The following is a 13,479-nucleotide window of genomic DNA, read 5'->3' on the forward strand; positions in this document are numbered from 1 at the left end:
AGCGGAAAATGTTTAGATTCAGCGATGGTGGAAATAGATTTTGTACCAAAACGTGAATCGAGTAGTTCCGACCTTAAATCCGTTACTTGCTTCTTATCCATTTCAAACTCCTTAAAATGATTGGATCGCAATAAAAAAGTAGGATTTATCGATAAAGTAAGCAAGCTCAATGGTCTGGGTTTTAAATAACAAAATCCTAATCTTGTTTGGTTTTTGACAATAATTGCATTATGTTTTTTTAAGTAAAAACAAAAGGATGGTCAATATACTAATGATAATTTCGATCTTTTTAGTGTTATTTTAATGTGTTTTTTTACCTGCCGTTATTATCACGTAAAAATTAGCCAATAAAATATCATTATTAGTTAGTGGTTAATTTTTTTTGGGGCGTTTTTAAAGATTATCGAATAAAAAAGAGATAATTACGAGAATCCCCGCCAACATTGTTAGTGGGGTAAGTTGTTATTTCGGCAGTAATACTACGATATAGGTAACTGCGTGAAGGAGTTGTTGCCCTGGATGTAAGCTGATTTTTACCCTACGTGTCATATGGACGTTCACTTATTATCTTTGAAGGCCAGGTAAGATAACGTCAATACGGCGTTGGGGACCGTTTACACGCCAACTTCCGAAACTGATAAGTCTTCCTTTTAATTAATAGTGTAAAATTCAGGTATAACTCTGACAGGAGGAAATATGCGTAAATACATCACCAGCAGCGAATGGGCGCTTTTCTTTAATGCTATAACGGGTACGCGAAATGAAATCCGTGATAAAGCATTGCTACATATAACTTACATTCATGGACTTCGCGTCAGTGAGTTGATAGACCTTAGACTAGGAGATCTTGATATGACTGAAAAAATTGTTTTTATTAGGCGTCTGAAAAATGGATTATCAACTTCACATCCATTACAGCCAGAAACAATAGAATTATTGCAACGCTGGTTCCTGATTAGAAAAAGATACGCTAAAGGTAGTCAGGATGATTATCTTTTTCTGTCAAGCCATGGAAAAAAAATTTCCAGACAATGGATTTATAAACTCTGCGCACGATATAGTCAGCGTGCGGGTCTGAGAATTAAGGTTCATCCGCACATGTTGCGTCATGCCTGTGGTTATGCTCTTGCTAATCAGGGACTGGATACCCGTCTGATTCAGGATTATCTGGGTCACAGGAACATTCATCATACTGTACTGTATACGGCCAGTAATCCAGGTCGTTTTCATCGGGTCTGGCGCAGTTAAATTTTTACGCAAGGAGTGAGGAATTGCATATCCATAATATTTTTATTATCTGTTCTGTGAAATAGTGTATATATAGGTCCTCTTTTTAAAACACATTTATTAATACACAGCGCCCCCATGGCATCATATATATGAAAATCAAAAATCTCTTTGTATGTCCCAGTAAATTCCTGGCTGGCATATAAACCATCAGGAAGAAGCGTCTCTGGCAGGGAAAAACTGTTTATTTCTTTAAAAGTATAAATTAATTCAGAATCTGTTTCTCTGGAGGGTATCATTTCACCTGAAATCATAAAATCAGACATTTCATTAACAGGATCATAAATTGATACTATGGACTGAAAAAGGTTACGGTTATAAATAAAATGATCGCCGCTCTGGGTATGGATAAAGTCCATTCCCAGATTCACAGGCATTTTAAGGTTTGGAACAGAAGGATGATTGCCCTCAGCTATCTCAATCATTCTGAATTTTGTGCACGGTGTGGTTCTGTACAATACGGGCTGGGCATACTGCATATCCCAGGCATCCGCATTGCGATACTGTACTGGTGACACCTTGAACTGTTGCCTGAAAGCACGGGAAAAAGCCTGGGGCGAACTGAACTCATACATTAGTGATATATCTGTTATCCGGCGACTGGTATGACGCAAAAGTAAAGCGGCAAGTGTTAGTTTTCTGCGACGTATGTATTGCGCCACACTGATCCCCGTTACATCCTGAAACAGTTTGTACAACCAGCGTTCTGAATAGCCTGAACGTTCAGCAAGAACTTTTACTGACAGTGAGCTGTTCAGATTCCCTTCGATAATTCCCGCCAGTTGCTGGATTAAATTCATTTGCTATACCTGTGGGTCCATGCCAGTTGACTGTTCTTAAGAGCAATCGGTGTTTTATTCTGCTTTCCTGACTTTAGCACGTTTAGCCATAGCCTGATGGGGTCATCGTGTCACTCTTGAATGCTCTGTTTCATCTGACCGGAGCCATTAATGTCTTCCCGAAAATTTCTTACTCACCATGAAGTCAGCCTTTTGCTACAGGCGGTGCTGAAGGGGCGCCACCCGGAACGTGATGCCTGCATGATACTTCTTGCCTTTATCCACGGACTCAGGGTCAGCGAAATGCTTTCGTTACGTCTTGCTGACCTTGAGCTCGAGTCCCGAAAACTGTGCGTCCAGCGCCTGAAAAACGGCTTCAGCACCGTGCATCCCTTACTGACTGAAGAAGTACAATGTATCAGGAACTGGCTCAAAGCCCGGGAAACTATGAAATTAACTACAACAGAAGAAGAGAGGGACTGGCTGTTTATTTCCAGATCAGGGCGTCCGCTTACCCGTCAACGATTTTATAACTTGCTGGCTGAAGCAGGAAGAAATGCCGGGCTGGCTGTTGCTGTCCATCCACATATGCTGAGACATGGGTGTGGTTACGCGTTGGCTGATAACGGCATCGATACACGCCTGATTCAGGATTACCTGGGACACCGGAATATCCGGCATACGGTGATTTATACAGCTTCAAATTCGGCCCGCTTTGAACGGTTATGGAAGCCGTCAAAAAGGGCGAAAAAGCAACTTTTTGACCCAAACTGTAAACTGCCTGTATTGCGGTTGCAAATGTTAAAAAACACATGTTATGCAAACAACAATTAATTAAAGATCATTTGATTTAAATCAATAAAACCCCCGTATCAATTCCTTTCTGTAACAATATGGCATTGATGTCTGTCAGTTTTCTAAATTTTCCAAAACTCCATCAATAGTATAAATAGCCAAAAACATCACATAACTAAGAAAATAAAACCAGGTAAAAACAAAAATTTAGTTTTTTAATCCAATGTTGTCAAAATGGGTCATTTTGACAACAACAGATCCTCTTCTTGTGCACCTGTATTGCGCGTTACTCAGCACTGATAACCCGACACAAGCGGCAACAGATGTCTGTTGTCATTATTGGGGGGAGGGATGTCAGTGCTTCTTAATTCATACTTCTGACGGAGAGATATTCAGGTGGCGGGTATGCCTGAGAGACGCAGACGAATAAAGAGACATTTTTTCTGTCCTGAGTGTGTTCAGGACATGCAGGCTCGACCACTGTATATCATCGTGACCTTCTGGGGGATGCGAACCGGCAGGTTACTGACAGTTGAGGCGGTCAGCCGGGAGTTTCATATACCCCAGAGAACAGCAAAAAATATTCTGTATTACATTGAGCACGAGGGACGAAACCATATCCGCAGCAGGCGCTTCATACAGAACGAACCGACAACGGGACGAAGACGCGCTCTGCGGATCCTGGATATACAGGATCCGCAGGAAATCCCGGCAAGTTCAGGGGCAGAACTGGATGTTCTGTTGGAACCTGTTGCCCCCGCAGCAAAGCAGTCACTCAGGCCACAGACAAAATTTCAGAAACTACGTCAGTGGATGGTATCGAGAAAACAGAATGAACAGGCTCCTCTGGAGCTGACAGAATACGGATGAAACAGATATTTTTGATGAGTCAGTGTCAGTACACCCGCCTCGGGCTTTTTGCAGTGATGGAAAGTGCCGGGCAACATGCTGTTCAGGTTATTTCCGTGGAAACACCGGAGCAGATTGTGTCGCATATTCTGTCTGACAGACACCTCCCCGGGAAACAGCGTGTCATTGTGGTAGATCTCACCTGCCATGAGTCATCAGTGACTGTGAGGGCGCTGTGGTTTTTGTGGAATCTGTCAGTCCTTTATTCTGAACGCCACGAACTGAGAGGGACTCCATGCATTTTAATTGGCCATCAGGGAGGGCAGAATAATATCAGATATCCTTTTACCTGGATTTCTCCGTCACAAAGCTTTCATCAATTGAAAAATATTTTTCTGCGCATTCTGGCCGTGCCTTCTCGCTATATAAGTAGTGGGTATAAATTTCAGCGTTTAAGTGCTAATGAGCGACATGTGATAAATGCACTTCTTAGTGGGGAAACTGTAAGTGATATTGCAAAACGCATGGAAATACATTACAGCAATGTGTGTTACTACCGACAAAAGGCGATATTTAAAATCGGTTTGAGAAACCGGAATGATATTGCATGGATTATGAACAGGGCGTTTTTGTAAGCGCTGTAACGGTACGTACTGACCGGATACACTTCCGAAATTGATAAGTCTTTCTGCACGTAAACTGTAAACTAACTCCTGCGCGTAGCCGGAAGTAATGCAGAGAGCATTTCATCGGCAACGACTAAAGTCGTTTTAACTATAATGGAATGCGCGAGGTGTGACATCGTGAGAATGTCATATGTGAACTCATCTCTGCTATCACAGAAGAATATCATAACTGAGCGATGGGTATTGCTCATTATAAGAAAGACAACTCAGTTATATTGTTAGCGTACTCATCGTGCTTTCAACGCTTATATATTTTTGAAGGTGAAAATATGTCAACGCTGAAGAATACATTTTTTATCCCTCCGCCTGATACGCCAACGCAGGTAGGGCCTGAAAATATTTTTTATGATTTTAATGATGGTGCACGTGTATTGCTTCCTGAAGGGAAATGGCACGTGCGTCTGCTGGATGCGGATTCAGAAAATATTCTTTTCTGCTGCGATGTGGATAAAGGCTGGGTAACCAGCAGTAAGAAATATTTCGTGCGCTTTCGTATTCAGGTATTCCGTCAGGGGGAAGAAACGCCTCTGCTGGATGAAACCCTGAAATTAAAAGACCGGCCTGTACTGATTTCATTCCCGACCGGGACGCTGGGCGATTTGCTCGGCTGGTTTCCTTATACGGAACGCTTCCAGTCCCTGCATAAGTGCCGTCTGGAATGCACGATGGCGCAGGACATTATTGATCTGCTGGCGCCTCAGTATCCGCAGATACAGTTTTCCACGCCGGATAAGCCGCGCACGGTGGCGCCTTATGCCACCTATCGCGTGGGGCTTTATTTCGGTGGCGATACAAACAATCAGCCGGTGGATTTCCGCAAGGTCGGTTTCCACCGCTCTGCGGGCTACATTCTGGGCGTTGACCCGCGTGAAGCCCCCGTCCGGCTTGACCTGTCTGCCCCCCGGATTATCCAGGAGCCTTATGTGTGCATCGCCACACAGTCCACCTGTCAGGCGAAATACTGGAACAACGGCACCGGCTGGAGTGAGGTTATCGCACACCTGAAATCACTGGGTTACCGGGTGCTGTGCATTGACCGGGACGCCCACTATGGCCAGGGCTTTGTCTGGAATCACATCCCGTGGGGAGCCGAAGACTTTACCGGCAAGCTACCGCTGCAGGAGAGGGTGAACCTGCTGCGGCATGCCAGTTTCTTCATCGGCCTGCCAAGCGGTCTGTCATGGCTGGCCTGGGCTACCCGTATTCCGGTGGTGCTGATAAGTGGCTTCAGCCTGCCCAACAGCGAATTTTATACCCCGTGGCGGGTATTCAACTCCCATGGCTGTTATGGATGCTGGGACGATACATCGCTGAATTTTGACCACCACGATTTTTTGTGGTGCCCGAGACATAAGAATACTGACCGGCAATTTGAATGTACCCGGCTGATAACCGGCGCCCAGGTCAAGGGCGTCATCAATAAACTTCACCGTTCTTTAACTGAGCAGGGTGTTGAGGACACTCTGGAGAAAGGAGTAAGCAATGAATAAGGTTTATAACACTGTCTGGAATGAATCCACCGGGATGTGGGTGGTCACTTCAGAACTGACCCGTAAAGGAGGCCGGCGTCCCCGGCAAATCAAGCGTACCGTGCTGGCAGGGCTGATTGCCGGTTTGCTTATGCCGTCAGCACCCGCGCTGGCTGCAGCCTATGACAATATGACAGTGGTGGATAACGCGTACTTGCGTCCGGGCGACACGGCAACGAATACCACAATAAACGGTGGTATCCTGCATGTCTCCAGCGGAGCTAGTGTTACGAGCACGACTATTAACTACGGCAGCAGGAACCCAGGATCTCTTTATGTCTCCAGCGGAGGCAGTGCCACGAGTACCACAATTAACTATGGGTACCAACACCTCCGCGGTGGAAGTGCCACGAACACCATCATTAACAGTAAAGGAACTCAGATGGTCGAGAGCGGTGGCAGCGCCACGAATACAACTATTGACGGTGGTGGCGCCCAGCGTGTAAGCGGTAATGCAACCAGCACAACTATTGGCAACGGTGGAAATCAGTATGTCTCTAGTGGAGGCATTGCCACGAACACCATCATTAACAATGGTGGGCAACAGACTGTTCATTACGGCGGAAGTGCTGCGGACATCACCATTAACAGCGGTGGAGTACAGAATGTAGATAACGGTGGCAATGCCGATAACATCACACTCAATAGTGGCGGGACTATTGTGGTATTTGGGGGGGCTTCTGTCTCAAATTTATCCCAAAGCAGTGGCGGTATTATCCAGACCAATACCAGCGCCAGTATGAACGGAACGAACCAGAATGGTGGTTTCAGTATTGCCGCAGGCAGTGCCAGCAATATGTTACTGGAGAACGGCGGATATCTCAGGGTATTAAATGGACATCAGGCTAAAGAAACCACCCTCAACAGCGGAGGGAGTCTGTTTATCGAGAATGGCGGTAGTGCCACGAACACCACTATTAACGGCGGGGAGCAGAAAATCTCCAGGGGGGGCGATTCCATTGGCACCATACTTAATGAGGGCAGGGAGTTTGTCGATGCGGGCGGCACAGCAACAGACACCGTTGTAAATGGTGGTATGCAGGTTGTCTATGCCGGAGCTACCGCAATCAATACCACTGTTAACAGTGGTGGCTCGCTACATACATCAGGGGATGTATCCGGTGCCACTGTTAACAGTGGCGGGAAGCTAAATGCACATGCCGATTCCGTCGTGACCAATACCATCGTTGATGGGGGCTGGGCGACAGGTTTCGCTGGCAATAAAGCTCCCAGCTTTATTGACACGGTCATCCAAAATGGTGGTCGCCTTGACATCAAGGGCGAAAATTATGCCGGTTATAAAGCTGCAACTGCTACCGGTACCACTATCAACAGTGGTGTGATGAACTTGGACTCCGGAGGCTCTGCTACTAACACCACCATCAACAGTGGTGGGCGGGTAAGTGTTGCTGGAGCGTTGAAAGAATCTGTACTGACGCAGACTACCATCAATGATAGTGGGAGTCTGTATGTAGGTTCGAACGGAAAAGCACAAGATACCACCATCAACAGTGGTGGGGTTCAGATTGTAAATTCTGGTGGTAGTGCCACCAGTACCACGGTCCACAGCGGCGGTGTGCTGCAGGTGAGTGCCGGTGGTTCTGCCTCGCTGGTTATCCAGAACAGCGGTGGGGCGATCGTGACCAATACAAGCGCTGTTATAGACGGAATGAACCAGAATGGCAGCTTCAGTATTGCCGGCGGAAGTACCAGCAATATGTTGCTTGAAAATGGTGGTTCTCTCGCTGTACTCAACGGGCATCAGGCCAAAGATACCACTATTAACAGTGGTGGAGATGTGATAGTCGAGGGCAGCGCTACTGACACAACCATTAACAGCAATGGCTTACTGCATGTCTCCAGCGGCGGTAGTGTTACGGGTACCATTGTTAATAACGGTGGCCGCGAGAATATCAATTCAGGCGGCAGTGCCACGAGCACTACCCTTAACAGTGGTGGTGTCCAGGCTGTCTCCGGTGGCGGTGTTGCCACGAGCACCCTCGTTAACAACGGAGGGAGCCAATATGTCTACAGCGGCGGCAATGCGTTGAACGCTTCTGTTAATGACGGTGGGCGTCAGTTTGTCTCCAAAGGCGGTATCGCCATTGCTACTTCTATTAATAGCGGCGGTCGCCAGTATGTCCGTATCGGCGGCAGTGCCACGGACACCGTAATTAACAATACTGGGCGCCAGTTTATCTCCAGCGGCGGCAGTACCACTAACACTACAATTAATTCCGGTGGGGGGCAGTATCTCTACGGCGGAAATGCCACGAAAACTACTGTTAACAACGGCGGACGCCAGTACGTCTCCAGTGGCGGCAGTGCCACTGACACAATCGTTAACAGTGGTGGACGTCAGCATGTTTACATCGACGGTAATGTCACAGAAACGACTATCACAAGCGGCGGCATGCTACAGGTGGAGGCCGGTGGCTCAGCATCTAAAGTTACCCAGAACAGTGGCGGGGCTGTCGTCACCAATACCAGTGCAGCCGTGAGTGGTACTAACGATAACGGCAGCTTCAGTATCGCTGGCGGCAGTGCAGTCAATATGCTGCTGGAAAACGGCGGATACCTGACGGTGTTTGACGGTCATCAGGCCAGCGATACGATGGTTGGCAGTGACGGTACGCTGGATGTCCGCAGCGGCGGTGTGCTCTACGGCACCACCACCCTGACTGATAAAGGGACGTTGGTCGGTGACGTAGTCACAAACGAAGGCAACCTGTATTTCCTCAACAACAGTGCTGCGACTTTCGCAGGAACCCTGACGGGGACCGGTACCTTGACGCAGGAAGGCGGTAGCACCCGTTTCAGCGGCCTGTTGTCTCAGGACGGTGGGATTGTCCTTCAGAGTGGCGGGGCCATGACGATGGATGCCCTTAAGGCGAACGCTAATGTGACGGCACAGTCAGGCACCACCCTGACGCTGGATAACGGGGCCATCCTGACGGGGAATGTTGCGGGAGACAGCACCGGTGCAGGTGATATGGCGGTTAAAGGTGCTTCTGTCTGGCATCTCGATGGTGACTCCACTGTTGGCGCATTAACGCTGGATAACGGGACCGTTGATTTCCGTCCGTCAGCAACCACGCGTCTGACGACAGCCTTCCAGTCGGTGTCGCTGGCGCTCGGGAGCCTGTCGGGTAGCGGGACGTTCCGGATGAACACTGATATCGCATCACATACCGGAGATATGCTGAATGTCGCGGGCAATGCCAGCGGTAACTTTGTGCTGGATATCAAAAACACCGGTCTGGAGCCAGTATCTGCAGGTGCACCGCTTCAGGTAGTGCAGACTGGTGGCGGTGATGCCGCGTTTACCCTGAAAGGCGGGAAAGTCGATGCCGGTACCTGGGAATACGGCCTGAGCAAGGAAAATACCAACTGGTATCTGAAGGCTGACACTCCGCCTCCGGTGACTCCGCCGACTAGCCCAGATGCTGGTAACAACCCGGATGCTGGTAACCCAGGCACAGGTAAACCGGATGCAGGTGTGTCGTCTCCGGTGCGTCGGACAACAAAATCAGCCGACGCGTTACTGGGTATGGCGACAGCACCGGCATACGTTTTCAACAGCGAACTGGATAATCTGCGTTTCCGTCATGGCGATGTGATGCAGAATACCCGTGCACCAGGCGGAGTATGGGGCCGTTATACAGGGTCAGATAACCGCATCAGCGGCGGGGCCAGCTCGGGCTATACCCTGACCCAGAACGGTTTCGAAACCGGCGCCGACAAGGTCTTTGACCTGGGTGAGAGCAGTTTAGCTGTAGGTGCCTTCTTCTCTTACAGCGACAACAGCATTAAGCATGCCCGTGGAGGAAAGAGTAAGGTCGACAGTACCGGTGGTGGTCTGTATGCCACCTGGTTTGATAATGACGGCTACTACGTGGACGGTGTGCTGAAATACAACCGCTTTGATAATGAGCTGCGTACCTGGATGAGTGACGGTACGGCGGTGAAAGGGGATTACAGCCAGAACGGTTTCGGCGGTAGTCTCGAAGCGGGCAGAACCTTCAGTCTGAATGAGAATGCATGGGCGCAGCCATACGTGCGGACAACGGCATTCAGGGCGGAAGTGAAAGATATCAGCCTGAATAACGGTATGAAAGCCAATATCGGCGCAACCAAATCTCTGCAGGCTGAGGCTGGCGTGAAGCTGGGGATGACCCTGGACGTTGCAGGAAAAGAGGTCAAGCCGTACCTGTCGGCGGCGGTGAATCATGAATTTTCGGACAACAACAAAGTCCGTATCAATGACACCTACGACTTCAGGAACGACATCTCCGGGACGACCGGGAAATACGGATTGGGTGTCAGCTCGCAACTGACCCCAAATGCTGGCGTCTGGGCTGAGGCTCGTTATGAAAACGGTAAGCATACCGAGTCTCCGGTCACGGGCAGTGTCGGGTTCCGTTTTAATTTCTGAGACGTGTCCTGAACAGAGCAGGGATTAAACCATGCGCTGCGGGCGGAAGTTAAAAGGCTTCCGCCCGCGTTTAGATACTTGCTGCCAGAATTCGTAAAAAAATTTCACGGCCTGTAGCGATGCAAACTGTGTGGACAATGAAGCTAAGCCAGATGGTCAATGTAATATCTGAGGGGATACAACAAGGGTAAACAGGTTTCCATGTCCATTAAAACTACTGGCTCAAAAGGTATTCATCTCTCGATGCAGAATAAATTACCATTTAAGTGATACTACGTAAGTGTGAAATTATTTAAAATGTTAATGTTTTTTATCCTTTCGGTGTTTCTATATTTTAATGGTGACAATTTGTATTTTTTAGAGAAAATCCGAGTAAAGGTCTGTTGTGAATCGAACCCATATTTATAGGCGATGCTCATCACAGACTCATTAGTCTCGACAAGATCTTTAGCTGCAAGACTAAGTTTTTTATCTTTAATATATTTCCCAAGGCTAACTTTTTTTATCTGTACAAAAATCCGCTGAAGATGCCACTTAGAATATCCAGCCCGCGTAGCAACATCGTCTATCTTCAGCGGTTTATGTATGTTTGAATCAATCCATTGAGTTACCTCATCGATAATATCTTCTGTTCTGGACATAAGACGACGCTAACTATAAGAGGGCTGTGACATATATTGTTCAAAAATGCTAATTACTTACTTATAGATTTCAGCAACCCCGTGCAATCGGTTATTCCCCGTGGTTGACAGAATTTTGAATGATGTTGCTCCTTGAGCATCAGCTTTACGAGAAAGCGCATTCGATAATTCATCAAGCGTCAGAGCATTACTGGCTGAGACTACACCAATCTTTTCTTTGCCATTTGCATGACGAATCTCCTCAGCAGCAGATGCAGTATTTACCGAAACGAATCCCATGAATAATGTAGTAATTAGTAGTGCTTTCATATCTGATACCTGTTTTAAACGATATATTTGGAAGTTGACAAATATCAGAAGGAGCTTCCTCCTTCTTGATCTGTAAATATACAGTTCTAAGCTGTCATAAGACTGACTGTCATATGGCAACGCTGTCAGATTTTTGAATTTTTCGAATACAGATTCAGGTCGTTAATAACGCACTCAGGTTCTTCAGTAAGGGGCATATTGTCTACATCGAAAACCCCATCATTTTTTTGGGGATTATCACTCTGCAGCTCTGCAAACAGAGGAGTGAGATCCTGCTGTGCTTCTCCTCGCTCTGCGACCAGTTCGAACGTTTTATTTTTAGCCGCATCATTGCTCAAGGCCGTTACCAGTACCCGGGCGATTTGTTCCCGGGAGATAACACCATCTTCTGGCGTTCCCGCATGGCGCCTATCCCCCTGAAGCATGACGATTCTGTGCTCATCATCATTGTTGTAATCAAACCAGCCGGGTCTGACGATAGTGTAGATATGCCCGCTGGCTCTGACCAGGCGTTCAGATCGTCTTTTCCAGTCATGAACTTCAGTACGTTGATTCCAGCTACTGAGCCGCTCAGTAACGCCAATCGTTGTCATCAGGGCGATGCGAACAGGTGTATCCATGAATATTCGCAAAATGTTACGTACACCGCCGTAATCTATCGCTCTGGCACCAATACGTCCCTGACCATCGGAGCCGAGTGTAAAAATGATGGCATCAATATCTTTCGGTAAATCGGTGAGTGTTTCAGGTATTGAAACATCGCCATAGAAAATATCTGTTCCAGGAGGGAGTAACTTGATTTTCCGCCGATTCCTGATCAGAGCCACTGGCTGATGGCCCATTGCAATAGCAGTATTCACAACATGAATACCAATGCTTCCTGTTGCGCCAGCAACGAGTATTTTCATGATAAACCTTCTGATAATTCGGCCTTATTTTTGATACAGCCAGAATATCAATTATCATTATTGCCAGTAATGAGGCTAAAATGATTATGTCTATGAACGCCCTTCATGAATGCGCTCTGAAGGGAATGCTTCTACAAGGAAATCGTCAATGCTTAAAGAAAACTTCAACGAACTGCAAATCTTTCTTGTGGTGGCAAGAGAGCGAAGTTTTACCAAAGCAGCGAGCAAACTCGGCGTCTCTCAGTCTGCACTTAGCCATGCAATGAAGGCACTGGAGGAAAGGTTAAATATCCGTCTCTTAACCCGAACTACCCGTAGCGTGGCTCCCACGGAAGCAGGGGAGAGAATAATTGCCTGTCTTGAGCCACGTATAGATGAGCTTGAGCGCGAGCTGGAATCACTTATCCAACTGAATGGCACGCCCACCGGGAATATTCGTTTATCAGCCGGGGAACATGCTGCGCGCAGTCTGGTCTGGCCGAAGCTAAAACCGTTCCTCAGGGAATATCCCGAAATCAATGTCGAACTGGTGGTGGATAACGGTTTTGTCGATATTGTTGAAGGCCGCTTTGATGCCGGGATACGGCTGGGTGAAAGTGTGGATAAGGATATGATTGCAGTGCGAATTGGGCCGGATATGCGGATGGCCATGGTGGGATCGCCGGCGTATTTTGCTGCAAACCCTGCGCCTGAAACGCCTCACGAACTACAAAATCATCGCTGCATCAATATGCGTCTGCCAACTGCCGGTGGACTTTATCACTGGGAGTTTGAACGCGAAGGGAAACCGTTACGGGTCAGAGTTGATGGGCAACTGACGTTTAATCTGCTGCCAGAAAGAATTGATGCCGCATTATCAGGATTTGGTATCGCCTGTGTTCCCGAAGACGCGATTCAGGATTATGTAACGTCAGGCGAGCTTATTCAGGTTTTACAGGAGTGGTGTCCAACTTTTCCCGGATATTACCTTTACTATCCCAGCCGTAAGCAGCATCCGCCTGCTTTTGCGCTGTTGATTGATGCACTTCGCTACGCGGAATAACGTGTCCACATTTTGCTGTGGGCCTTGCGCGGGCATAATGACCTTTTTCACTGCACGCCTGTAGGTCAGTGCGCTTTAATACGGCGAAGGCCAGCGCTTCAGTAACGTTGAAAGCTTGATACAGCAGTGAACAGAGCAAACATCTTCGAGGCTGTGAATCTCCATCAGAAAAAGCTACACAATACGATGAGCGCCCACTGAAGGTTAGGCGCTCTATTA

General features: G+C 47.6%; 11 protein-coding genes and 2 pseudogenes. 8 read left to right on the forward strand and 5 right to left on the reverse strand.

Annotated features, from left to right (window positions below; all coding sequences use genetic code 11):
* The coding region (locus tag FEK42_RS23120; RefSeq protein ID WP_240730995.1) for a hypothetical protein at positions 1–101 on the reverse strand (101 nt) is incomplete at its 3' end.
* A gap of 595 nt (positions 102–696) precedes the next feature.
* Here FEK42_RS23120 and FEK42_RS21760 point away from each other — a divergent pair.
* Positions 697–1,248, forward strand: coding sequence for a tyrosine-type recombinase/integrase (locus FEK42_RS21760; protein ID WP_130219595.1), 552 nt, complete (start codon positions 697–699; stop codon positions 1,246–1,248).
* Here the strand turns inward: FEK42_RS21760 and FEK42_RS21765 are convergent.
* Positions 1,245–2,087 (reverse strand): helix-turn-helix transcriptional regulator, encoded by an 843-nt coding sequence (locus tag FEK42_RS21765; protein WP_135492638.1) that lies wholly within the window; start codon positions 2,085–2,087, stop codon positions 1,245–1,247. The genes FEK42_RS21760 and FEK42_RS21765 overlap by 4 nt on opposite strands.
* Before the next feature lie 150 nt (positions 2,088–2,237).
* Between FEK42_RS21765 and FEK42_RS21770 the strand changes: the two genes are divergently transcribed.
* The 6 genes and pseudogenes from FEK42_RS21770 to FEK42_RS21790 all read left to right on the forward strand — a co-directional run.
* The gene (locus tag FEK42_RS21770) at positions 2,238–2,900 is read left to right on the forward strand and encodes a tyrosine-type DNA invertase (RefSeq protein ID WP_135410724.1); all 663 of its coding nucleotides are present in this window, start codon (positions 2,238–2,240) and stop codon (positions 2,898–2,900) included.
* A gap of 366 nt (positions 2,901–3,266) precedes the next feature.
* Positions 3,267–3,731, forward strand: coding sequence for a CaiF/GrlA family transcriptional regulator (locus FEK42_RS21775; RefSeq protein WP_135492639.1), 465 nt, complete (start codon positions 3,267–3,269; stop codon positions 3,729–3,731).
* Entirely contained in the window at positions 3,728–4,345 is a 618-nt protein-coding gene (locus FEK42_RS21780) for a LuxR C-terminal-related transcriptional regulator (RefSeq protein ID WP_138211969.1), read from the forward strand. The genes FEK42_RS21775 and FEK42_RS21780 overlap by 4 nt, the downstream gene beginning before the upstream one ends.
* Positions 4,346–4,665: 320 nt before the next feature.
* Positions 4,666–5,886, forward strand: a complete 1,221-nt coding sequence (locus tag FEK42_RS21785; RefSeq protein ID WP_135492641.1) for an autotransporter strand-loop-strand O-heptosyltransferase — start codon at positions 4,666–4,668, stop codon at positions 5,884–5,886.
* A 34-nt stretch (positions 5,887–5,920) separates the two neighbouring features.
* Positions 5,921–7,066 (forward strand): annotated as a pseudogene (locus tag FEK42_RS23235) (AIDA repeat-containing protein); the annotation flags it as partial.
* Positions 7,067–7,234: 168 nt separating this feature from the next.
* Positions 7,235–10,360, forward strand: a pseudogene (locus tag FEK42_RS21790) (autotransporter outer membrane beta-barrel domain-containing protein); the annotation flags it as partial.
* Between the two features lie 272 nt (positions 10,361–10,632).
* Here the strand turns inward: FEK42_RS21790 and FEK42_RS21795 are convergent.
* The 3 genes from FEK42_RS21795 to FEK42_RS21805 all read right to left on the reverse strand — a co-directional run bounded on the left by FEK42_RS21795 (position 10,633) and on the right by FEK42_RS21805 (position 12,218).
* Positions 10,633–11,001, reverse strand: a complete 369-nt coding sequence (locus FEK42_RS21795) for a helix-turn-helix domain-containing protein (RefSeq protein WP_135492643.1) — start codon at positions 10,999–11,001, stop codon at positions 10,633–10,635.
* A 57-nt stretch (positions 11,002–11,058) separates the two neighbouring features.
* Entirely contained in the window at positions 11,059–11,310 is a 252-nt protein-coding gene (locus tag FEK42_RS21800; RefSeq protein ID WP_135492813.1) for a DUF1471 domain-containing protein, read from the reverse strand.
* 125 nt (positions 11,311–11,435) lie between these two features.
* On the reverse strand, positions 11,436–12,218 hold the full coding sequence (locus FEK42_RS21805) for an SDR family oxidoreductase (RefSeq protein ID WP_138211970.1): 783 nt from the start codon (positions 12,216–12,218) through the stop codon (positions 11,436–11,438).
* Between the two features lie 148 nt (positions 12,219–12,366).
* Here FEK42_RS21805 and FEK42_RS21810 point away from each other — a divergent pair, with 148 nt between their 5' ends.
* Positions 12,367–13,260: a LysR family transcriptional regulator gene (locus tag FEK42_RS21810; protein WP_135406649.1), complete on the forward strand. Its 894-nt coding sequence runs from the start codon at positions 12,367–12,369 to the stop codon at positions 13,258–13,260.
* Positions 13,261–13,479 lie beyond the last annotated feature (219 nt).

Source organism: Escherichia sp. E2748 (assembly GCF_005781125.1).
In the GTDB taxonomy this organism is placed as follows: domain Bacteria; phylum Pseudomonadota; class Gammaproteobacteria; order Enterobacterales; family Enterobacteriaceae; genus Escherichia.